22 protein-coding genes are annotated in these 22,430 nt (G+C 58.3%); 9 read left to right on the forward strand and 13 right to left on the reverse strand.

Annotation, left to right across the window (positions count from 1 at the left end; all coding sequences use genetic code 11):
• Positions 1-744 carry a cell division ATP-binding protein FtsE gene (gene ftsE / locus N1030_RS13310; RefSeq protein WP_265825963.1) on the reverse strand — a complete coding sequence of 248 codons (744 nt, stop codon included), beginning with the start codon at positions 742-744 and terminating at the stop codon, positions 1-3.
• A gap of 190 nt (positions 745-934) precedes the next feature.
• Here ftsE and N1030_RS13315 point away from each other — a divergent pair, with 190 nt between their 5' ends.
• Positions 935-1,927 carry an RHS repeat domain-containing protein gene (locus tag N1030_RS13315; protein ID WP_265825964.1) on the forward strand — a complete coding sequence of 331 codons (993 nt, stop codon included), beginning with the start codon at positions 935-937 and terminating at the stop codon, positions 1,925-1,927.
• A 120-nt stretch (positions 1,928-2,047) separates the two neighbouring features.
• Here the strand turns inward: N1030_RS13315 and N1030_RS13320 are convergent, their stop codons facing one another.
• Entirely contained in the window at positions 2,048-4,306 is a 2,259-nt protein-coding gene (locus tag N1030_RS13320) for a vitamin B12-dependent ribonucleotide reductase (RefSeq protein WP_265825965.1), read from the reverse strand.
• Positions 4,307-4,666: 360 nt separating this feature from the next.
• Between N1030_RS13320 and N1030_RS13325 the strand changes: the two genes are divergently transcribed.
• Positions 4,667-5,899 (forward strand): alginate O-acetyltransferase AlgX-related protein, encoded by a 1,233-nt coding sequence (locus tag N1030_RS13325; RefSeq protein ID WP_265825966.1) that lies wholly within the window; start codon positions 4,667-4,669, stop codon positions 5,897-5,899.
• Positions 5,900-6,111: 212 nt separating this feature from the next.
• Here N1030_RS13325 and arfB read toward each other — a convergent pair whose 3' ends face one another.
• Together arfB and N1030_RS13335 are read right to left on the reverse strand one after the other, a co-directional pair.
• Entirely contained in the window at positions 6,112-6,537 is a 426-nt protein-coding gene (gene arfB, locus N1030_RS13330; protein WP_265825967.1) for an alternative ribosome rescue aminoacyl-tRNA hydrolase ArfB, read from the reverse strand.
• A gap of 235 nt (positions 6,538-6,772) precedes the next feature.
• The gene (locus tag N1030_RS13335) at positions 6,773-7,177 is read right to left on the reverse strand and encodes a PilZ domain-containing protein (protein ID WP_265825968.1); all 405 of its coding nucleotides are present in this window, start codon (positions 7,175-7,177) and stop codon (positions 6,773-6,775) included.
• Between the two features lie 265 nt (positions 7,178-7,442).
• Between N1030_RS13335 and N1030_RS13340 the strand changes: the two genes are divergently transcribed.
• From N1030_RS13340 to recR, 5 genes are all read left to right on the forward strand, one after another.
• Positions 7,443-7,820, forward strand: a complete 378-nt coding sequence (locus N1030_RS13340; RefSeq protein ID WP_265825969.1) for a NifB/NifX family molybdenum-iron cluster-binding protein — start codon at positions 7,443-7,445, stop codon at positions 7,818-7,820.
• Positions 7,821-7,832: 12 nt separating this feature from the next.
• Positions 7,833-8,318, forward strand: coding sequence for a YchJ family protein (locus N1030_RS13345; protein WP_265825970.1), 486 nt, complete (start codon positions 7,833-7,835; stop codon positions 8,316-8,318).
• Positions 8,319-8,627: 309 nt separating this feature from the next.
• Positions 8,628-8,972: a hypothetical protein gene (locus tag N1030_RS13350; protein WP_265825971.1), complete on the forward strand. Its 345-nt coding sequence runs from the start codon at positions 8,628-8,630 to the stop codon at positions 8,970-8,972.
• Positions 8,973-9,202: 230 nt separating this feature from the next.
• Positions 9,203-9,514, forward strand: coding sequence for a YbaB/EbfC family nucleoid-associated protein (locus N1030_RS13355; RefSeq protein ID WP_265825972.1), 312 nt, complete (start codon positions 9,203-9,205; stop codon positions 9,512-9,514).
• A gap of 15 nt (positions 9,515-9,529) precedes the next feature.
• Entirely contained in the window at positions 9,530-10,135 is a 606-nt protein-coding gene (gene recR / locus N1030_RS13360; protein WP_265825973.1) for a recombination mediator RecR, read from the forward strand.
• Between the two features lie 99 nt (positions 10,136-10,234).
• On the opposite strand, the gene N1030_RS13365 is transcribed toward recR, so the two are convergent.
• The 7 genes from N1030_RS13365 to flgB are packed head-to-tail and all read right to left on the reverse strand — an operon-like array spanning position 10,235 to position 16,136.
• Positions 10,235-11,551 (reverse strand): FliI/YscN family ATPase, encoded by a 1,317-nt coding sequence (locus tag N1030_RS13365; protein WP_265825974.1) that lies wholly within the window; start codon positions 11,549-11,551, stop codon positions 10,235-10,237.
• Complete coding sequence (locus N1030_RS13370; protein WP_265825975.1) at positions 11,548-12,279, reverse strand: FliH/SctL family protein; 732 nt, start codon at positions 12,277-12,279, stop codon at positions 11,548-11,550. Before N1030_RS13370 ends, N1030_RS13365 begins: the two co-directional genes overlap by 4 nt.
• On the reverse strand, positions 12,266-13,255 hold the full coding sequence (fliG, locus tag N1030_RS13375; protein ID WP_420842843.1) for a flagellar motor switch protein FliG: 990 nt from the start codon (positions 13,253-13,255) through the stop codon (positions 12,266-12,268). The genes N1030_RS13370 and fliG overlap by 14 nt, the downstream gene beginning before the upstream one ends.
• A gap of 11 nt (positions 13,256-13,266) precedes the next feature.
• On the reverse strand, positions 13,267-14,877 hold the full coding sequence (gene fliF, locus N1030_RS13380) for a flagellar basal-body MS-ring/collar protein FliF (RefSeq protein ID WP_265825977.1): 1,611 nt from the start codon (positions 14,875-14,877) through the stop codon (positions 13,267-13,269).
• Between the two features lie 60 nt (positions 14,878-14,937).
• A complete protein-coding gene (fliE, locus tag N1030_RS13385; RefSeq protein ID WP_265825978.1) occupies positions 14,938-15,267 on the reverse strand; it encodes a flagellar hook-basal body complex protein FliE in 330 nt (109 codons plus the stop codon).
• Positions 15,268-15,288: 21 nt separating this feature from the next.
• A complete protein-coding gene (gene flgC, locus N1030_RS13390) occupies positions 15,289-15,726 on the reverse strand; it encodes a flagellar basal body rod protein FlgC (RefSeq protein ID WP_265825979.1) in 438 nt (145 codons plus the stop codon).
• Positions 15,726-16,136, reverse strand: coding sequence for a flagellar basal body rod protein FlgB (gene flgB, locus N1030_RS13395; RefSeq protein ID WP_265825980.1), 411 nt, complete (start codon positions 16,134-16,136; stop codon positions 15,726-15,728). Before flgB ends, flgC begins: the two co-directional genes overlap by 1 nt.
• Before the next feature lie 518 nt (positions 16,137-16,654).
• Between flgB and N1030_RS13400 the strand changes: the two genes are divergently transcribed.
• Positions 16,655-17,224, forward strand: a complete 570-nt coding sequence (locus N1030_RS13400; protein WP_265825981.1) for a tetratricopeptide repeat protein — start codon at positions 16,655-16,657, stop codon at positions 17,222-17,224.
• A gap of 229 nt (positions 17,225-17,453) precedes the next feature.
• Here N1030_RS13400 and N1030_RS13405 read toward each other — a convergent pair whose 3' ends face one another.
• The gene (locus N1030_RS13405) at positions 17,454-18,236 is read right to left on the reverse strand and encodes a hypothetical protein (protein ID WP_265825982.1); all 783 of its coding nucleotides are present in this window, start codon (positions 18,234-18,236) and stop codon (positions 17,454-17,456) included.
• 313 nt (positions 18,237-18,549) lie between these two features.
• Between N1030_RS13405 and N1030_RS13410 the strand changes: the two genes are divergently transcribed.
• Positions 18,550-20,361, forward strand: coding sequence for a putative bifunctional diguanylate cyclase/phosphodiesterase (locus N1030_RS13410; RefSeq protein ID WP_265825983.1), 1,812 nt, complete (start codon positions 18,550-18,552; stop codon positions 20,359-20,361).
• Positions 20,362-20,450: 89 nt separating this feature from the next.
• Here N1030_RS13410 and N1030_RS13415 read toward each other — a convergent pair whose 3' ends face one another.
• A complete protein-coding gene (locus N1030_RS13415) occupies positions 20,451-22,319 on the reverse strand; it encodes an ATP-binding protein (RefSeq protein ID WP_265825984.1) in 1,869 nt (622 codons plus the stop codon).
• Positions 22,320-22,430: the final 111 nt, after the last annotated feature.

Here is a 22,430-nt window from a genome sequence, read left to right on the forward strand (position 1 = left end):
CTATGAGCGAAGGCGCAGGCCGTTGGAGCGGCCAACAGCGCAGGTTTCATCGTCGTCCGTACAGTTTTCAATGACGGCCCCGGGCCAGTTGGCTTCGGTGATCTTGCCGTCGTCCAGCCGCAGCAGCTTGGCCTTGGGGTGCTGGGCAATCAGTTCGGGACTGTGCGTTGCCAGCACAAGCGTGGTTCCATATGTGTGGAATTGCTTGAAAATATCCATCATGCGGCGGGAAAGCTCGGGATCCAGATTGCCCGTGGGCTCGTCCGCCAGCAGAATCTGCGGGTTCACCACAATGGAACGCGCCACGGCCACACGCTGCTGCTCACCGCCGGAAAGCTCGCCGCACAACAGGCCGATGCGGTTTTCAAGGCCCAACCCGCGCACCACGGCGCGCACACGGCGATCTATATGCTGGGGGGGCAGGCAGCGTACCTCAAGGGCAATGGCCACGTTGTCGTAGACCGTGCGGTGCGGAAGAATCTTGAAGTCCTGAAAGACCACGCTCACCTGCCGCCGGAGCAACGGCACCTGACTGCTGCGCAGCTTCTTCAGGTCGAAGCCCGCAACCTCTACGCTGCCGCGCTGTACGGGCAGTGAGGCATACAGCAGCCTGAGCAGGGTTGTCTTGCCCGCGCCGGAAGGGCCGGAAAGGAACAGAAAATCGCCCTTCTCCAGATGGAAGGAGCAGTTCTTGAGCGCCCAGTGCGTACCGAAGTTGTGCGAGAGGTGCTGTACCTTGAGCATATGATCCAGATGAACGTGTTGGGATCGGGTTTTCAGGGCCGTTTGTTTCTTACCCTTTTTTTCTGCGTTTGTAAAAATACTCCGTTTCCGGCGGGTGAAGGCAGGCATGGGGCAGCCTTGAGCAAAGTCGAAAGCACAAGGCCGGGCATCCAGGGTATGGATTTTAGGCTGATAGATTTTTTGAATAACTTTGGGAACTCCCAGCGTTTCCCTGCCCGGCATGTGGGAAGGTCAATGCAATGCCGCTCCTGTGCAACCCGCCATCCAATCCGGTTCGTCCGTGCTGTATGTTGTGTTGCAGCGCGACACCCAAGGCCGCATCGTCCGCAAGGTGGAAGGCGTCGGCAGCGGATCGCTGGAATACCGCTATGCTTATGATGCACAGGGGCACCTTACCAAGGCATGGCTGAACGGTCAGCTTGTGGAGCAATATGTCTACAATGAGCATGGTCAGCGCGTGGCGGATGCGACCATGTGCCGCGGCAAGCGTGAACTGGTCTATGACGTTGCGGGCAGGCTGGTGCAGGCGGGCGACACCATCTATGAATACACGCCTGAAGGCTCCCTCTGTCGCCGCATCCGTAGCACGGGACAGGGTGCGGAGATCACCACCTTCAGCTACGGCGCGGACACCCGTCTGGACAGCGTGATCCTGCCCGACGGCACACAGATTACCTATTACTATGGTTCAGCGCTCGGCCCTGTGGAGAAGCACGTGAACGGCGTGCTGGCGGAGTCCTACATCTGGAAGGATTCCCTGCGCCTCGGCGCATGGATTGACCACACCCGCGGCACCCGTTGTCTGTTCCATTATGAAGAAGGCCAAAGCGCTGTCGCTGTTACCATGGAGCACCCGCGCGGTGCCGCCAACTACCGTCTCGGCTTCGACCAGATCGGCTCGCTCAAGCTGGTGGTGTTGGCGGATGCCTGTGGCGGCAAGTTGATAAAGGATATGGCATATGATAGCTTCGGCACCATGCTGAGCGACTCCAATCCCGAACTATTCCTGCCTGTTGGCTTTGCCTCCGGCCTTGTGGACCGCCACACGGGCCTTATCCGCTTCGGCTACCGTGACTACTCCCCCGAACTGGGCCGTTTCACCGCCGCCCTTATCTGCATTGGCCTGCCCGCGATATGCGCGGCGATGGCGACCTGTGAGATTACTGCGTTGATGATCCGGTGAACAGCGTGGACCCGTGGGGTGAGACTGAAGCCACCTATTTTGAGCCGATCATGAAAAAGGAGCCTGTAACTACTTACAGGCTCCTTTCTTGTTTGCGTCAGACGGGTGAAGCTGTTCGGGCTAGCCGCACTTGGTGTAGCCGCAAGAATAGCACTTGTTGCAGCCTTCCTCGAACACGAGTTCCTGTCCGCATTCGGGGCAACTCTGGCGTGCGAGGCCGTTTGCGCCGTGCACGGCCAGTTTGGACTTCATGTAGCGGTTTTCGAGAATCCAGGAGATGGCGTCCGGAATGGAGAGCAGCAGGCCTTTCTTCTGGAAGACCGGATGCTCGCCGCCGATGCCCTTGAGCTGCTTCACGATATCTTCGGGTTCCACACCCACACGGAAGCACAGGGAGACGAGGCGGCCGATGGCTTCCGCCTTGGCGGTGATGGAACGGCCGGACTTGCCGATGGTGGTGAACAGTTCGAAGGGTTTCCCTTCCACTTCGTTGATGGTCACGTACAGCACACCGAGACCGGTCTGCACCTTCTGGGTGAAGCCGTAAACGATGTCGGGGCGTTCGCGTTTGGGGCAGACGAAGGGAACGGCGGCGGAGCTGTCCTTGGGTTCATCGTCCTTCTTGCTCGAATCGCCCGTGCAGAGCACCTGCGAGGTGAGGCAGCCGTCGCGGTAGACGGTAACGCCCTTGCAGCCCTGTTCGTAGGCCATCCAGTAGATGTTGCGGATGTCGTCCACAGTGGCATCGTGAGGCAAGTTCACGGTCTTGGAAACGGCGTTGTCGGTGAAGTGCTGGAAGGCGGCCTGCATCTTGAGGTGGTATACAGGCTCAATATCCATGGCGGTGACGAACACCTTGCGCAGGGATTCCGGGAGAATGTCTTCCATCTTCTGGACGGAGCCCTTGGCCACCACGCTTTCCATGAGCTTGGAAGACCAGCAGCCTTCTTCGCGCAGTGCGGTTTCGAAATAGGGGTTGGTTTCCACCAGACGCTGGCCGTCCATGACGTTGCGCGCGAAGGAGAGCGCAAACAGCGGCTCAATGCCGGAGGAACAGCCTGCAATGATGGAGAGCGTGCCCGTGGGGGCAATGGTGGTTACGGTGGCGTTGCGGAACGGCCCGAGATCGCGGGCAGCGAAGATGGAGTCCGGATAGGCGGGGAAGGCGCCGCGTTCCTTGGCAAGCTGCTTGGAGGCTGCGCGGCCTTCGTTGCGAATGAACTCCATGACGCGTTCGGCAAGGTGCACGGCTTCCTGGCTGTTGTAGGGAATCTTCAGCTGGAACAGCAGGTCCGCCCAGCCCATGATGCCGAGGCCGATCTTGCGGTTGGTGTGCACCATCTCGGTGATGCGTTCCAGCGGGAAGCGGGAGGCGTCGATGACGTTGTCGAGGAAGCGCACGGCAAGGTGGATAACGCGCTTGAGCTCGTCCCAGTCCACACCGGCATCCTTCTCGGCATTGAACACCGTGGCAAGGTTGATGGAGCCGAGGTTGCAGGCTTCGTACGGCAGCAGGGGCTGCTCGCCGCAGGGGTTGGTGGATTCGATCTCGCCGAGCTTGGGCGTGGGGTTGTCACGGTTGATGCGGTCGAGGAACACGATGCCGGGGTCGCCGCTTTCCCATGCCTTGCGCACCAGCAGCTCAAACACTTCACGCGCGTTCAGGCGACCGCGCTCCTTCTGGGTGTGCGGGGCGATAAGGGGATATTCCTCGCCCTTTTCTACGGCCTTCATGAAGTCTTCGGTCAGCGCCACGGAGAAGTTGAAGTTGTTGAACTCCCCTTCTCTTTCCTTGGCCTTGATGAATTCCAGAATGTCGGGATGATCCACGCGCAGAATGCCCATGTTCGCGCCACGGCGGGTGCCGCCCTGCTTTACCTGCTCGGTGGCGGTGTTGAAGATGCGCAGGAAGGATACGGGACCGGAGGCCACGCCGCCCGTAGAGCCCACGCGGGCATCCTTGGGACGCAGGCGCGAGAAGGAGAAACCCGTGCCGCCGCCGGACTTGTGGATCATGGCCGCGTATTTCACGGCATCGAAAATCTCTTCGATGGAGTCGCCCACGGGCAGAACGAAACAGGCGGAAAGCTGGCCCAGATCAGTACCCGCGTTCATCAGCGTGGGCGAGTTGGGCAGGAACTTCCAGCTGGTCATCAGGTCGTAAAAGTCCCTCGAAAGAGCATCGGGCTTGACCGTGCTCTTCTTGTACTTCTTCTCTTCGCCGGCAATGGCGGAAGCCACGCGCCAGAACATCTGCGTGGCATTCTCTGTGGGTTTGCCGTCGGGGCCCTTGCGGTAGTACCGCTTGGAGAGCACGATCTCGGCGTTGGCATTGATTTCCGCGGGTTTTACGTCTGCTGGTACCTTCAGTGCTGCCATGGGAGTTCGATTCCTAACTATGTGAAATTATTAATTAAGCATTTCAATGACTCTGAAACTAACTAGGAAGTATTCTTAACTGAATCCAGATAAAAAATCCACACTCTTTTGAAAAAATCTAGATATCCATTGCCACCGCACGGTTATGGCAATCGGCTCATATTCCGGCAAAAAACCAGTTTTAATTCTCCGTTTGTTTGACGCCTCGGTGCCCGCATACTATGCTAACCCGGTATATCCATTGAGTTCCGGTCAGCATTCTGCGGGTCGGCATGGCTATTAACAAGGTCGGTACGACGTGCTGTCTGCAACGGGCGCAGGTGCACTGTCTCCGGCCGCTAGCTTCAGGAACGGAACACCATGTTCATTCGCATTCTTCTGGCTTTGGCGGCAGCGGCGATGCTCACGCAGGGCGTTGCGCTGTATGGTCTGGCAAGCGCTCATGCTCTTGCCTATCTGTTCGGTCTGGCGTTCATGATCTTTCTGTTTGTCTCGCAGCGCACCGGATTCAGCATTGTGGGCTCGTTCTTTGTGGTGACGTTGCTTATCTGGGGCAGCATCACCATGCTGGGGCTGCTCGGCAAGAACGGGCAAGCGCCCGAACGCATTCTTGCAGCGTATGACATGGAACTGGATACCCTGAAGTTCAGGCCGGACATGGATGTTGCCACGACGCAGGTTTCCGGCGATCTCGGCAGCATCACCGCCGACCCGATGGTGCCCCGCACTCCGCGCGAGGTGGAGTTCCGCACGGACAGTCTCGGCTTCCGCAACAACCGGCCTCTTGCGGCTGATGACGTGATACTGGTGGGCGATGGCTTTATCGCAGGCAGCGGCAATACGCAGGCCGATACGCTTGCTGTGGTTCTCGGCAGGGAGCACGGCATTTCCGCCTATTCTCTGGGGGCACCCGGCGATCTGTATGATTATGCTGTCCGTGTGCAGGCGTATGCGAAGGAACACACGGGGGCCGTGTATCTCTTCCTGTTCGAAGGGGATGATTTCGGCCGCTACAAGGATTCGCTGCGCCCTGTTCTGCAACGCTATGCGCGGTTTATGCAGACTACGGACATGGGCAAGTTCTGCAACCTGCAGATGGAAAAACTCAGGGCGGCCGAGATGTCCAGAGAGGTGAGCATTCTGCCGCTCGAGAATATCAGCATGGCCTTTTACGCCCCCCATGTGCAGGAAAGCCGTCGCACAGAGTGCGCCGCCGGTCCGGTGTTTCCTGTGCTGATCAGAGCCCTGAAGGACAGTGTGGACGGCATATTCTTCATCCCCACCAAGTACCGAGTATACGCCCCGCTGCTCATGACCAACGATGCAACCACCCTGCCCGATGCGGACTGGAATGCTCTGAAGGCTGCCTGCGCCGAGGCGCAGATTCCCTGCTACAATCTTACGGATGCCCTGCGCACCGAGGCAGAAGCCCTGTGGAACAGTGGCCGGGAGCTGCTCTGGTGGCCAGATGACACCCACTGGAATCGGAACGGTATTGCCGTTGCCGCCCGCGCCATTGCTGAACTGCAAAAGCCCGCCGAGCTGCCGGAGCCTGCCGGACAGCAGGAGTCTGAAGGGGTGAAGGCTGAGTAATCGATTCTCGGGAAGATCCACGAGGCGTATGGGCAGTGCGGAAGGGGCGGTTGCCCGACCGGAGAACCCCATACAGACGGAAGCGCCTGTTTCCGGGGCATTCACGGTTGGCTTACGATGTAAAAAACGCGGGGTAACGCAAAGCTCGGTGGCATGGTCACCAAGTTATGCGTTACCCCGCGTTTTGCTTGTATTGGGGCTGTAACCCTGCCCTACTCGTCCCGGACCTTGCCGCGCATCTGTTTGACGCTGCCCCGCTGTTTCTTTGCGGTGATTCTGCGGTTCTTTGAGCCGAGCGTGGGGCGTGTGGCCTTGCGTGGAGGCAGCTTCTTCAAGGCCTTCTGGACAAGCTGAATGAATCTGTCCAGGACTTCCTTGCGGTTTGCATGCTGGCTGCGTTGCGATTCACAGGAAATCGCAAGAACCCCTTCCTTGTCTATGTAACCAGCGAGCTTTTCGAGAATTTTCGCCCGTTGCCAGTCGCTGAGCGAAGGCGAGTTCTGCACATCGAACCGCAAGGTAATGCGCGAACTGGTGGTGTTCACATGCTGGCCGCCGGGTCCTGAGGAGCGCGAGGCCGTGTAGCTGAATTCTTCTTCGGGAATGGTCAGATCCGGCTGAACGGTGATGATAACCATGATGATAACCTGTTCTTGTCGTGGAATAAACCAGACGGTGCAGGTGTTCTGCCTTGTTCCGCCCTTGTGCCGCCTGTTACACCGGACGGGCCGGAAACCACAAGCAATAGTCGAGCCCCGTAGCGGTTGAGGGGCAACCGCCTGTGCGGGCAGTGCCTGCGGTCAACGCCAACGGAGCGTGATGAAAATCGTTAAACTCTATTTCCGCTCGCCGGAAGGCGTCAGCCACAGGAGGCTAGCTTTCCAGAACGGCCTTGTCGATAAGGCGTTTCAGCGCTTGCTGGGTGTCCCAGTCAATGTCCACGAAACGGATGCCCACAAGATATTTTCCGTAGGAATGTTCCACCCACGCCACCTCGGCAATGGCGTTCAGGTACTGGTCTATGTCGTTTTCGTGGTGCTTGTAGAAGCCGCCGGAATACCTGTTGAGGGTGGGAATGTTCACACGCACCTGCACCTTGGCACCCTGATCGAATCGTTGGGATGATTCAAGGCACAGGCCGCCGCTGCTTATATCCACGCACGTTGTTTCAACGCGCGGCTGGGAAGCCATGGGAAACTTGAATTCAAACGCTTGAACGGAAAATGGTTTGGGAAGGCGGACAAATTCGCGACGTTCATCAGTGGTTAAGCGCGTCATGTTCTCTCCTGAACCTGATGTTCGGCCCCTGCCGCAAAGGGGGAGATGGGCGGGGGGCAATGGATGAATGATCCTGTTTGCCACAACCTATCATTTGTCTTCCGGCTCTGACAACCGCATTGGGAAATATATCAAAACATCCTGCGATTACGGTGGTTATGGTGCCGTTTGTAAAAGTGACGTCCACTATGTAAGTGACCATTGACTTATTGTCTGCAGGCACTATATCTCGAACGTTCATCTCAACATATCATGGAGAACCATCATGAAAATTGCCATTCCTTCCCGTCAGGGACTTGTCGACGAACATTTCGGACACTGCGAAGCCTTCACCATTCTCACGCTGGACGAAACCAGAAAAATCGTGAAAGAAGAACTTCTCACGCCGCCTCCCGGTTGCGGCTGCAAGTCCAACATCGTGCCCACCCTTGCGGATATGGGCGTGAAGGTGCTGCTTGCGGGCAACATGGGACAGGGGGCTGTAAACAAGCTTGAGGAAGCAGGCATTGCCGTTATCCGCGGCGCCAGCGGTTCTGTCGGTGCCGTTGCCGCGCAGTGGATTGCAGGCACCCTGCAGACCACCAACACGATTTGCACCGCGCATCATGGCCACGATGGCCACGGAGGCTGCGGAAACCACTAATAGGATGCACGAATGAGCACTTGCCCTTGCGGCTCCGGCCTTACTCTGGAAAACTGCTGCGGCCCCATCATCCATGACGGAAAGCCCGCCCCCACTGCGGAAGCCCTGATGCGTTCGCGCTACACCGCGCACGTACTCGGCATTTACGAATACCTGAACTCCTCCATGCATCCCTCCGTGCGTGGCGAGGACACTGTGGACGATATCGAACAGTGGTCCTCCAAGATCGAATGGCAGGGACTGGAGATTCTCTCCACTGCTGGCGGCGCCGAAGGCGACGTTGATGGCGAAGTGGAATTCGTTGCCCGCTACACCCTTGCGGGTGTGCCCCAGCAGCTGAACGAACTGGCTGAATTCCGCAAGGAAGGCGACTACTGGTTCTACGTGGACGGCAAGGTGCGCGGCCACGAGACCGTTCGCCGCGAGACCCCCAAGGTGGGCCGCAACGAGCCCTGCCCCTGCGGGTCCGGCAAGAAGTTTAAGAAGTGCTGCGGCTAACAGCCTGCGGCGCAGCGTCTGCGTCGCCCCGCTGATTGCGGGTTGCGCGGAACAGCAAAAAACAAAGCGTGGGGTAACGCGCAATGCGGTGACATGAGCACCGTATTCCGCGTTACCCCACGTTTGTTGCGTTTCGGCCCCCAGTGCCCAAAGAGCCCGCATATGACAGGCAGGACGTGCAATACGGGGTGCAAAGCTCCCTGCCCTGCCTTGTGCTTTCTGTGTAGCGACAAAGGCAGGCGGCTGCATTGGCATACGATTTTATCAGCCTAGGTGACAGAAGTCCGCAGTTCGGATACAGCATCGATCATGACGAAAGGTTCCACACAAAAGGCGATCCGCCGTTTCTGCATGGCCTGTCAGGGCGCTTCTTCAAAGCAGGTTGCGGCCTGCGAGGATACGGAATGCGCACTGCACCCCCACCGCTCCGGTGAAGAGGTCGCGGACGCCCCCTGCCCATCGCACCGCGCCATCCGTCGCTTCTGCATGGCCTGTTGCGCCAACCTGCGCGCCGAGGTGCGCGGCTGCGCCGCTCGTGAAGATTGCGCCCTGTGGTCCTTCCGTTTCGGCTGCACGCCGGAAACGTGGCGGCGCGTGAAGAACCGCCGCTCCTCTCCCCGCCCCCTGCTGCTGCCGGGGTTCAGCAAGAAATAAACCTCTGTTTCCATACGGCATGGCGTGACTGCGGTAGACGCATGTGCCCGCCCTGTGGCCCGCCTTCGTATCTGCCGTGAGAACTCGCTAGTATTGTTCGAGTTTCGGAGAGCCGTTTTTGCATTTGAATCATATCGCAATTCGGATTACTAAGCTTGCCGGAGGCACGGCCTCCGCGATCAATACGCAAACCCCGCAAGCCGCTGCATGAGGCGGCAAAGGAGAAGGATATGCGCGGAATGAATGACATGCTGCGTCAGGCGCAGATGATGCAGAGAAAGATGACCGCCCTGCAGGATGACCTGGGCAACCGTACCCTCGAAGTTACCAGCGGCGGCGGCATGGTTACCGTTACCTGCACCGGCAAGCAGGAAATCACCTCCATCAAGATCGATCCCTCCGTGGTTGACCCCAACGACGTGGACATGCTTCAGGACCTCGTGATGACCGCCGTGAACGAAGCCGTGCGCCAGACCAAGGCCATGGTTGAGAAGGAAATGAGCGTCATTACCGGCGGCCTGCGCGTTCCCGGTCTGTTCTAAGCCGGAAGCAAGTCCGTGCAACGACTCCCCGAACCGCTCAAGGTGCTTGTGGAGCAGCTTTCCCGGCTGCCCGGTCTCGGCCCCAAATCGGCGCTGCGTCTTGCCATGACGCTGCTGAAATGGCCCGAGAACAACACCCGCAGCCTCGGTAAGGCCATTCACGACCTGCGCGACAATCTGCATTTGTGCTCGCGGTGCGGTTCGCTGACCGATACCGACCCGTGCGCCGTCTGTACGGACGGTTCCCGCAGCCGCGAGACCCTGTGTCTCGTCTCGGAATGGGATTCGCTGCTCGCGCTGGAGGATGGCGGTTTCTACCGCGGCCAGTACATGATCCTTGGCGGGCTTATTGCCCCGCTGGATAACGTGACGCCCGAACATCTTGAATTGAACAGGCTGCAGCACCGGCTTGCGGAAGGCGAGATCACCGAACTCATCTTCGCGCTGGGCACCACCATGGAGGCGGAAAACACCGCCACCTACGTGAAGCAGCTTGTGGCCTCGCGTTTCCCGCACATCCGCGTTACCCGCCTCGCGCAGGGCATTCCGCTCGGCTCAGAGGTCAAGTTCGTGGACAAGGAGACCCTGCGGCAGTCGCTGAACTACCGGCAGGAATTGTAGCAGCGTTTGAGCGCGCTGGCGCGGCGTGTAAGCGCATGAAATGAAGAAAGGGAGCATCCGTGAGGGTGCTCCCTTTTTGTGTTCCATGTTTGAAAATAATTAGATTGCCGCCAGCTGTTGCATCTGCTCGAAACTCAGCTCAAGGGGGCAGGGCTCGGTAACGGCCTGCTGCAGGAACTTGTTGATCTGCGGCACCATGTGGATGGCCTTGTCGATGTCGGGGTTGGAGCCCTGTGCGTAGGCACCGATGTTGATCATGTCTTCCACGCGCTTGAACGTGGCGAGATGCTTGGTCAGCACACGGCCCGCCAGCACCACTTCCGGCGAGCAGATGTCGCTACGCAGACGTGAAACGGACTTGAGCACGTCGATGGAGGGATAATGGCCCTGGTCGGCAAGCTCGCGGGTGAGCACGATGTGCCCGTCCAGAATGGAGCGCGTGGCGTCCGCAATGGGCTCGTTGAAGTCATCGCCGTCCACGAGCACCGTGTAGATACCGGTGATGGTGCCCTTCTCGCTGCGTCCTGCACGTTCCAGCAGCTTGGGCAACTGGGCGAAAACGGTGGGGGTGTAGCCCTTGGTGGTGGGCGGTTCGCCCACGGCAAGGCCGATCTCGCGTGCGGCCATGGCGAAACGGGTGATGGAGTCCATCATCAGGAGCACGTCCTTGCCCTGATCGCGGAAATATTCGGCCACGGCAGTGGCGGCATAGGCGGCGCGCATGCGCACCAGCGGCGACTGGTCGGAGGTGGCGATGATCAGCACGGAGCGGGCCATGCCTTCCGGCCCAAGGTCCTTCTCCATGAATTCCACAACCTCGCGGCCGCGTTCGCCGATAAGGCCGATGACGTTCACGTCCGCCTTGGTGTAGCGGGCCATCATGCCCATGAGGGTGGATTTGCCCACGCCGGAACCGGCCATGATGCCCACACGCTGGCCCTTGCCGAGGGTGAGCAGGCTGTTGATGGCGCGCACGCCCACGTCCAGCGGTTCATCAATGCGTGGACGCAGCAGGGGGTTGGGCGGGTCGGCGTAGAGCGGATTATAGCCGCCGGTGGCGATGGGGTGTGAGGCTCCGGCCTTGAGTTCTGCGCCGAAGGCGTCAAACGCCTTGCCGAGCAGGCCGTCGCCCACGGGAAATACGGGGGGCAGACTGGAGTTGCGGATGAGAGAACCGGGGCTTATGCCGCGCATATCGCCATAGGGCATGAACAGCAGGTTGCCGTCGCGAAAGCCCACCACTTCGGCGGGCACGGGCTCACTTTCGTCGTTGGGGATGATCTGGCACACGGAACCCAGCGGCGCTTTTATGCCGCATCCTTCCGCCACCAGACCTACGACCTTGTTGACCTTGCCGTAGGCCTGCGCCGGTCTCAGGCTCTGCAGCATGGACAGCGCGCCACGGGGGTCGATCATATGCCGTCTCCGGGCAGTTCCAGTTGTTCGAGAATCTGGTCCACCAGCGCGTAGCGGCTTTCTATGGTGTTATCCACCATGCCGTCGCGGCTTTCCACCACCAGCCCGCCGGGATTGATGGAGGGATCGCCCTTCACGGACCATGCCTCCAGACCGGGATGACGCTGCTGGGTGGCTACCAGAATGTCCTGCACGGCGGCTTCGTCTTCGGGATTCACGCGCACGATGAGCTTGCGCTGGCTGTCCAGCGTTTCCACGGCCTTGACCAGCAGGCTTTCCAGAATGGCGGCACGGTTCTCGGCAATTTCTATTCCCACGGCGCGGTGCACGGCAACGCGGAGCAGGGTGACAAGATCTTGACGCCAGCGGTAGAAGATACCTGAACACTGGCCCTGAATGGCTCCGAGCACGCCGGAAACGGAGTCGCCCATGGTCTGCTGGAATTCCTCCAGCTCCTGCTGGGCCTGCTGCAGACCGGCATTGTAGCCATCCTGCATGGCCTGCTGCTTGAGCTGTTCGGCTTCCAGCTGGGCCTGCGCAAGAATCTCGGAAGCACGCTGGGCCGCACGGGCGCGTACGCGTTCCATGTAGGCGGTCTCTGTGGCCTCGTCCCACTGCATGGTGCGTGAGCCTTCCACCTGATGCAGCGAGCGCTCATCGGTGCGGGCCGGTCCCATGAAGATGGTGCCCCACTTGGAGGATTCCGAGGGCGTGTTAGATGAAGACATCTCCACCTCCGCGGCCGATGACTATGCGGCCTTCCACTTCCAGTCTGCGTACAACCTTGACCACGTTCTGCTGGGCGCCTTCCACGTCGGCGAGACGCGTGGGTCCCATGATTTCCAGGTCTTCGCGGATCATGGTGGCCGCACGTTCGGACATGTTCTTGAAGAAGCGTTCCTTCAGGTCGTCCGATGCGCCGCGCAGCGCCATGGTCATGTCCTCGTTGGAGATTTCCTTCAGCAGTTCGCGAATGGCGCGGTCGTCCAGACCGGTGACATCTTCGAACACGAACATGAGGTTGCGGATATCTTCGGCCATCTGTGCGGATTCTTCTTCGATTTCGGAGAGAACCTCTTCTTCGGTGGCACGGTCCACGGCGTTGAGGATTTCGGCAACCGCGCTGACACCGCCCACCTTCTTGCCTTCCTTGCCGCCCATGGCGATGAGCTGGCTCTGCAGCACCTTGTCCACTTCCATGAGCATGTCTTCGGGCACGGCTTCCAGTCTGGCAAGGCGCATGAGGATTTCCGGGCGCACGCCTGCGGGCAGGTTGGTGAGCAGCTCCGCGGCCTGATCGGGGTGCAGATGGCCCAGAATGAGGGCCAGCGTCTGCGGATGTTCGTTGCGCAGAATCTGCGAAAGAATACGCGGGCTCACGTTTTCCAGTTCGCGGAAGGGAGCGGGGCCGGTATCCAGGTTCAGCGAATCCATGATGTACTTGGCGGTTTCGCTGTCCAGGTTCTTCATGAGCAGACGCTTTACGGTGTCCGCGCCGCCGGAGATCATTTCCTGTCCGGTCACGAGGGCGTGGTGGAATTCACGCAGCACGTCCTCGACCAATTCCTTGGGAATGGAATCCAGGTCGACCATGGCCTTGGATATCTGGGCGATTTCGGTACGGTCCATGCGCTTGAACGCTTCGGACGTGAACTTGTCGCCCATGGCCAGTAACAGGATGGCGGTCTTGGACGCGCCGCTCATCTTCTCTGCCACTACTTTGCTCCTTCAGGCTGCTTGAGCCACATCTTCAGAATGCCCACTGCCTGCTCCATGTTCTGTTCGGCAAGCTGCATAGCATGTGCCTTGATGTCTTCGATCTTCTTCAGGGCGTCAAGGGCGTCGAGCTCGTCGCCGCTTTCAATGAGCGCCAGCCGTTCCTCGCCTGCGGGCAGGCCTTCCAGACCTTCGACCACGTCACCGGCATGCACCTTGGGACGGATCATGGCCATGATGACCGGGCGAACGATCATGATGAGGAACAGGAAGATCAGCAGGGCGTTCAGCAGGGGCTTGCCGAGGCGCAGGGCATAATCCATGACCACGTCGGTCAGGCTGGGCTCAAGCGCGACATCGGGGCCGCCGAAGGAAATGCTGGAAACCTCAATCGTATCGCCGCGTGCGGAGTCGAAGCCCACAGCATTGGCAACGAGCTGGCGGATGCGGCTCAGCTCTTCCTCGCTGCGGGGGGTGAAAACATATTCTCCGGTATCCGCGTTCTTTTCATACGTGCCGTCAACGATAACCGCAACAGAAAGGCGGCTGATTTCGCCCACGGGCGCGACGATATTATGTTCTTCCTTGTTGATTTCAAAGTTGGTGGTTCGGGTTTCGCGGGTGGACTCCTGAGAGCTCAGGCCGCCGGTAACGCCGTCACCGCGGAAGTTGGGGTCGGGGGTGCCGGCCTCAAGGTTGGACTGGCCGCGGGTGTTTTCTTCGCTGCGCTGCTCGGAACGCACAACCGCGCTTTCGGGGTCGAACAGTTCCTTGCGGATGGTTCGCTGGGAGAAGTCGAGGTCGGCGTTGACCTTGGAAATAACCTTGCCGGGTCCGATGACGGGGTAGAGCATTTCCTGAATGCGGCGTTCAATGTCGCGCTGCAGGGTCAGCTTGTTGTCCATCTGCGAGGAGCTGAGCCCCTGCAGGGTTTCTTCGTCGCTGGGGTAGTAGAGAATGTTGCCCTTGGTGTCGTTTACGGAGATGCGGCTCTTGTCCATGCCTTCAACAGCCATGGTCACAAGATTGACGATGGCCATTACGTCCTTCTGGTCCATCTTCTTGCCTTCGGCCAGCGTCAGCACGACGGATGCGGAAGGCTTCTGCTCTTCTTCAATGAACAGGCTGCGGTGGGGCACCACAAGGTGGATGCGGGCGCTTTCTACATCGGGGAATTCCGAAATGGTGCGGGAAAGTTCGCCCTGCAGGGCGCGCTGGTAGTTGATCTTCTGCACGAATTCGGTTTGGCCGACCTTCACTTCGTCAAAGATTTCAAAGCCGATGCCCTGTCCCACAAGGCTGCCTTCACCGGCCACACGGATGCGCTGGTCATAGACGCGGTCTGCGGGAACAAGAATGGTGGTGCCGTCGTGCTGCAGCTGGTAGGGGACCTTGTCGGCGTCCAGCAGCTTGACGACGCGGTTGGCATCCTCAAGGCTCAGGTTGGAGTAGAGTACCTTGTAGTCCGGCTGGTTGATCCAGAAAATAAGGGCGAAGAATATGCCGATAACGGCCAGAGCCAAACCGCCGATGAAAACGCGCTGGGAAAGGCTGATCTGGCCCCAGAAGGCTTTGGACTTGTCTACGGCATCATTGAGCAGAAGGGACATGGGCTACTCCGTGTGGTGTCAGTTTCAGGGCGCCAACCGCCATGAGATCAGAATTGCAGGTTAGAAGCTGGTGCGGCTCAGTTCCTTGTAGGCCTCCATGACCTTGTTGCGCACCGCGCTGGTCATGGACATGGCGAGACTTGCCTTTTGCAGGGTGATCATCAGTTCATGCACATTCTGGGTTTCGCCGGAAGCGAATGACTTGATCTGGCGTTCCTTCTCGCCCTGCATCTCGTTGGTCTTCTGAACAGAGTCCTTCACGGTCTCCACGAACGAGGTTTTGGGGGCCTTGGGCAAGGTGAAGGATTCACCGGTGGTGGCCTTCTGCGCCTTGCTGAAGTTGTGCATGGCGCTGGAGTACGCCTTCATGCCGATATTCTGAATGCTCATGGCCTGTCTCCTTCAGCCCGCTTATTTGGCGAGTTCAAGTGCCTTGTTGTACATGGCCTTCACGGCGTCCATGGTGGACACGTTGGCTTCATAACCGCGCTGCACGGTCATGAGGTGGGCCATTTCTTCCACCACGTTGATGTCGGGGTAGAAGACGTAGCCTTCCGCGTTGGCGTCGGGGTGGCCGGGTTCGTACACCTGCTTGAGCGGACGCTTGTCCTGCGCCACGTGCATGACGCGGACGCCGCGGAGTTCCCTGTCCAGTGCGGACTGCATCTGCTTGCTGAACGGATGATCCACTTCCGTTGCCGCCATGAGCACCGTCTTGCGGCGGTAGGGGCCGCCTTCCGGAGTGCGGGTGGTCTTGGCGTTGGCAAGGTTCATGGAAATGATGTTCATATGGGTCCGTTCCGCGCTGAGCGCAGAGGCGCCGATATCGAGTGCTGTCATGAAATCCATTACTTCTGCCCTTCCGTTATGATTTTGTTCAGGCCTTCAAAGTTACCCTTCAAAACAGTGGCAAGCGCGTTGTAACGCATATTGTTCTTGGCCATTTTTGCCATTTCCTTGTCGATGTCGACCTGGTCTTCGCCGTGAACGACGCGCGGCTTGAAGACCTTGCCCCATTCGGGGCCGAAATTGTCCGGGTTGAAAACCGCGGGCATGTGCGAACCGGAGGTGCGGGTCATCTTGCCCTGTGCGTCCAGATTGAGCGCCTTTTGCAGATCCTCTTCGAATTCGAGGGTGCGCTCCTTGTATCCGGGCGTTTTCAGGTTCGCCAGGTTGCTCATGACGACATTCTGACGCTTGAGCTGCATGTCCAGAACCTTTTCAGTAATGGACATATGCGAGCTGAACAGGCTTTTCATGCAAGTATCCTCCGTAGTTACGACAAATCGGGCGTTCTTGTCGGGTGCCCGTCCGGTATGATCTGCAAACTAAATAGCAAGAGCTGTTCCATAGCTGTAACACTTTGTTTTTAATGTATAAAAAAGTTAAAAAAGGAAGGCTTGGGGCGTTGCTCGCACTTTCGCAAGCACACAGTGTCAGGGAGTCGGCAGGGGAAGGTGGAAGAGGCAGGAAAGTCCGAAAAGAAATAATTCCTGAAAGGTACAGTTCTTGGATTCGTCAGCCGATAAGCAACTCGGCTCTTGCGTTGTGCCTATATATTGATGTAAATGGCCGCGCCTTCATGCATGATTGCATGGGCGTGAGTGGAACACACTCTTTGGCGATAGTTTTGGCACACGTGTTGCATTTGTTTTCGCAACCGGCGTCTCTCAAGGCAGAAAGGATAAAATTTGCCTGGTTCGTCGGCTCGCATTTCATCCGACCGGATGCCCGGTCGGGGGCGCGAGGGGAAACTTTGTCCTACATGGAGGGGACCATGAGCAACCATCTCGATTACGAAATCAACAAGGAACTCGGCGAATGCTACCTGTTTATGGGTGAGCTGGACAAGGCGGAAGAGTATTACAAGAAGGCCGCCAACTCCAACGGTGTGCACCCCGACCCCTATCTGGGTCTTGCCACCATCGCCGTGCAGCGCGGAAAACTTGACGAAGCCCTTGTGCTGTACAAGAAGGCTGACTCCATAGAGAGTAACGACAAGGCGCTCGCCGGTATGGGCCTGATCCATATGGATCGCGGCAACAACAAGGAAGCATTGGAATTTTTCGTCCGTGCATTGGAGCACAATCCGGACAACATGATCGCCATGAGCGGGATGATTCAGGAAGGCTACGCCCTGAACTGCGTGGCAGATATCGTCCCCGTGCTGATCAGCAGCCTTGAACATGATCCCAACAAGGACGCCGTGCGATTCTCGCTGGCTGGCTGCCTGATCTGGCTTGGCAAGAATGCGGAAGCCATGGAACATCTCGAGCTTCTGTTGAAGAAGGATCCGGAAAACGAAGGTGCCCGCCAGCTTTACGAAAAGGCAAGCGGCGCCCTGTAATCCATAGACGGCAAAATCTCCCCTCCCCATACGATTTTCCGGCCCTGACGCTGGCGCTTACGGGCCGGGAAATCCCTTTTTCAAAAACCGCCTGCGGCAATTTATGCCGTGGGCGGTTTTGCGTTTGTCTGCGGGGGCGGAGAGAAGAAATACCCCTCGCCGCTCCGGCTGGCTGCCGGTGCGGGCCTCAAGGCCGGAACATGGCGGAGCTGGGTGTCCGGGGACACGGTCAGGGGATGGATTCGTAATACTCGATGATGGGTTTCAGAATCTCCCGCAGCTTGCCTGAGGCGCGAACTTTATCCACCAGCCGGACCAGAATGGAATCCAGCGCATCGCCTCTGCTGTCAGGGGGCAGAACAAAGGAGGCTTTGAAGGTCTCAAAGGGGATGGCGACGATATTCTTGCGGCCCGTCCATCCTTCAGCCTCCATTTCCTTGAATGTCTTCTCCATGCTCAGGGCGGCGAAGATGAACCCGTCAAGCCGCCGGTGCTCCAGCTTGCGAATGCTGCTTTTGAGACCCGTCGTTCCCGACTGTGCAAAGGGGAACAGGTCAACGTGCGCGATGTCTGTTTCAAGGATGTATTTGCCGCTACGCGCCTGCTCAGGCGTAAGCAGCATATCCTTGTGGCAGTAGAGGTAGAATTTCGCTTCATAGATGAAGGCGCTGGAATACTGGAAAGACATGGTGCGCTTGGGAAGCCTATCATTCCACGCGTAAGGAAAGAGCACGTCAGCTTTCTTGCCTACAGAGTCCTTGGCACGCATGAAGGGTAGAATGAGGGGTATGATGCGTCCTTCCGGATACGCATCATCCATGGCGGTAATAAGGTCGATGAATCTGCCTTGGAGTTTGCCGTCGTCACCAAGGTCCACCAGCGAAGGAAGCAGGGGCATGGCTATGGTGATGTCACGGGCATGTGTCCATGCGGGGTGGCCAACTCCCACTGTAATTGTGAGCAGCAGTAGCGACAGGATCCGGTATACCTGGCGGCAGAAACTGTAGTTCATAGGTGCTCCACGCTTTAGGGGGGAATGGTTGCAGTCAGAGTAGCAGGACTTGGCAGATAAAACCATCCGAAACCCTCCATAGGCTGCCGGTTGCGTCGGTTATTTTCGCAGCAGTCTATTTGTGGCGGTTCATCCTATTGAAATAACAGATGCTTGTTATTGTTATAATGATGTATTAAAGGGGGGAGTCGTGGGGTGAGCTCCGGGGTGGCCCTGCCGGTGATGTGCCGCAGGGTGGAGCGATTGAGAGAGGCTGCTTCAGAAGAGGCTGTACGGGTGTATTCCCCAACGGGTGAACAGGAGGGAACGGGCCATGGCAGGATCAACGCCTGACGGAAGCCTTAGTGCCTGCGAGTCGGGGGAAGCGGTTGCAGGAAATAATGCGTGCGGCGACTTGCGCCGTGCGCTGTTTGAGTGCCGGCAACGGTTTGCCGTGCTGGCAGAAAACCTTTTCAACTGGGAAGTCTGGCAAGGCCCTGACGGGCGCATGGAATTTATTTCCGATGCGTGTGAACGCATATGCGGATACAGTGCCGAGAGCTTCTACAGGAACCCCGACTTTTTTTCCGCCATCATGCATGAGGCGGACATTCCCATCTGGCGTAAATTGCAGGCCATGATGCAGGGCGGTGCGCGTGCCGGAGAGGCCGAATTCCGCCTGCGTACTCCTGATGGCCGCGAGCGCTGGATTCACTACCTTGTTCGCCGTGTGGAAAACGACGGCGGCGAGTTCATGGGCTACCGCGCCATCTGTCGCGACATTAGCGAACGAAAGCTCATGGCCATGCAGCTGAAGCATCAGGCATGGCACGACCCCCTGACAGACCTGCCCAACCGCACCCTGTGCATGGACCGCCTCGGGCGTACCCTTGAGCGCGTCAAGCGCAAGGGGGGCTCGGACTTTGTTCTGGCCTTCGTCGACCTGGACCGCTTCAAGGTCATTAACGACTCGCTCGGCCACGGCATCGGCGACCAGATCCTGCGCGAGACGGCCTTGCGCCTAATGCGCGAGGTGCGTGCTATGGACACGGTTTCCCGCATCGGCGGTGACGAGTTCGTCATTCTGCTGGAAGAGGTGGATTCTCTGGATGAGGCGCAGGGCGTCATCCGCCGTATCATGGATGCCGTTGAAGAGCCCATCACCATAGGGCCGCGCATTGTTCGCGTTACCGCCAGCTTCGGCGTTATCATGGGCGGCTCCGGGTACGGAACCGCCGACGAGGTGCTCCGTAACGCCCATATCGCCATGCATCACGCCCGGGAGGAAGGGTGGGGCAATATGGTCGTTTTCAACGACAACATGCTCGAGCGCGCCATGAATCTCATGCATATAGAGATGGACCTCTACCGCGCGTTGGACATGGAAGAGTTTTTTCTCGTGTACCAGCCTATTGTGAATCTGGGCTGCCGCAGCATTACCGGGTTCGAAGCGCTTGTGCGCTGGAACCATCCCGAACGGGGCACGGTTTCTCCTGCCGAGTTCATACCGGTATCGGAAGGTACGGGCCAGATACTCAACATCGGCAAATGGGTTCTGTATGAAGCCTGCCGGGCCATGGCCCGGTGGCGTGAAGAGTTTCCCGAATTCGAGGATATGCTGGTCAGCGTCAATCTTTCCGCCAGACAGCTTTCCCAGCCCGGTATGGTTGATCAGGTTGCCGACGTGCTGCGTGCGACCGGACTGCCCCCCCGTTGCCTGAAGCTCGAGGTGACGGAAACCATGCTCATGGGCAATCCCGAATTCGCCAACATGGCCCTGCGCCGTCTCAAGGAGATCGGCGTGAAGCTGTGTATCGACGACTTCGGCACCGGCTATTCCTCGCTGACCTACCTGCAGGCCTTCCCCATCGACACCCTGAAGGTGGATAGAAGCTTTGTGGCCAAGATGAGCCGCGATCCGGGCAACTTCAAGATAGTGCAGGCCGTTGTGGCGCTGGCCCATTCACTGGGGCTTGAGGTGGTTGCGGAAGGCGTGGAGGAGGAAGAACAGCGCATCATGCTTTCCGAACTGCGCTGTGAAGGCGGGCAGGGGTATCTGTTCTCCCGGCCTGTACGCGCCGAGGAGGTGCCTACGCTGGTGTTCGGCGTTTCCGTTAATACGGAGCCGATGAAGGGCGTGGCCTAGCTTTTCCCGCTTCCTTTTGAACAACATGAAACAGGGCACGGAGCATATTGCTCCGTGCCCTGATTGCGTTTATGCGGCAGTGCGGCAGGTTATGCCTTTTCCCCTTTCCTTTTATGGGGGGAAGCGGACACCCATTTATTGATGATGCCCCAGAACTCCTCATGGGAGAAGGGCTTGGAGATATAGCCGTTGGCTCCTGCTTCCAGGAAACGTTCTTTGTCACCCTTCATGGCGTAGGCGGTGAGTACCACGACAGGGGTAGCTGCGATTCGCTGATACTGTTTGTCGTTGCGCAGCTTCTGTAGCATTTCAACGCCATTCATGACGGGGAGCTGGATGTCGAGCAGGACAAGGTCAAAGGGCTTTTCAAGCAGGGTGTCCAGCGCCTCTTGTCCGTTGTTTACAGCCTGTGTGACCCACTCCCGTTCCGTGAGCAGGGTTTTCACAACATGCTGCGTGACAGGGTCGTCCTCCACGATCAGTACGCTTCGTTTGCCCTTGACCGGAGTCACCGGCTTGCTTGCTCGCAACTGAGCCTCATCGGAGGAGGAAAAGGCCAGCGGAATGGTAAATGAGACCTTGGTACCCAACCCGGTTTTGCTTTCAATGGTAAATACCCCGCCCATCTCGGCAACAAGGGTCTTGCAGATGGCCAGTCCAAGACCGGCTCCCTGATGCTTTCTCGTGAAGCTCTGATCGGCCTGTGAAAACGGTTCGAGCAGAAAGGGCAGTGTTTCCGGTTCAATGCCGCAGCCCGTATCTTCGACGGTGAAGATCACCTTGGCCTTGGTGCCGTTCTGCACTGAAAGTAGGCGGGCCGTCAGTGCGATGGTGCCTGCGTCTGTATACTTGCAGGCATTGCTCATGAGGTTTGCCAGCACCTGATGCAGGCGTTCAGCATCACCTTCCACGCATCGGGGGATGGCTTCGTCAATGTCTGAACGAAAGGTCACTGCATTGTTCTTGTATCGCTGGGCAAAATGGCCTGCCACATCATCCAGCAGGTCACGCAGGATGAAGGGGCGGGAAATGATGTCGATTTTGCCCGCTTCTATTTTCGCAAGGTCGAGCAGATCAGAAATGAGCCGCGAAAGACGCTCGCTGGATTGAATGGCCATGGAGAGCAGTTCCTTCTGGCCGGGATGCGTGATCTGGGTCTGAAGCATCTGCAGAACGCCGGCAATGCCGTTGAGCGGGGTTCTGAACTCGTGACTCATGTTGGCTAGGAAGAGGGATTTGGCCTGCGTTGCTGCCTCTGCCGCCTCCTTGGCGCGGATGAGTTCGCCGTTGATGTTAGTCAGCTCCTGCACGAAACGCTTGACGGATCGGTGATAGAGCGCCTGAAGCGGCAGTGAGGCGAGAATGAGGGCTGCGGTAATGATGGCAGCAATGAAGAAGTTGCGGACCCTGAGAGCGGTGATGTGCGAAATGTCGTAGTCTGCGCAGGCAAGATAGGTGCGCCCTCCGGGAGAAGTTTCCGGAATTACCACCGACCGGAAGGTTCCCCATTGGTCGGTATAGGAGGCAAAGACCGCCCTGCCGGTACGAAGTGCGGAAACAAAACTGTCCGGCACGTCTTCGTAGGGGTAGTAATACCAGCGCTTCCGGCTTGCAGCCTCTTCTTCACTGACGGTGGGGGCGGCGAAGAAATATTTTCCGTGGTTGCCAACTACCGTATAGGCGTAGGTGAGACCTGAAAAGAGCGTGAGGTCGTTGACGCGTTTGCGATTTTCCATTTCCTCTTCGTAGGAGATGGAATCCGGTCCCGTTGCGCGGTCATGGAAGTCCTCGGCGAGCATGTGCTTGATGGAGAGGGCTGCGGTTTTCAGGCGCGAGTCTATGTAGTCCATCTGACGCTGCTCTTCATAGATGGTCCATGTCACGGCCATGAGCAGTACGACAAACAGGAATACTCCATACAGGAAGGGGTATCTTCGGAAGGTACGGTCAGTCGTCATGTCCTGCATAGGTCTTCAGCAAACCTCCATTCGGCGGGTGCGCCAGACAGTTCTGGTGCTGGTAGGGATTCTGCAGCGCGCCGCGCATATGCGTGGCGGAAAGTATGCCAT

The sequence above is a fragment of the Desulfovibrio mangrovi genome, from assembly GCF_026230175.1.
In the GTDB taxonomy this organism is placed as follows: Bacteria; Desulfobacterota; Desulfovibrionia; order Desulfovibrionales; family Desulfovibrionaceae; genus Halodesulfovibrio; species Halodesulfovibrio mangrovi.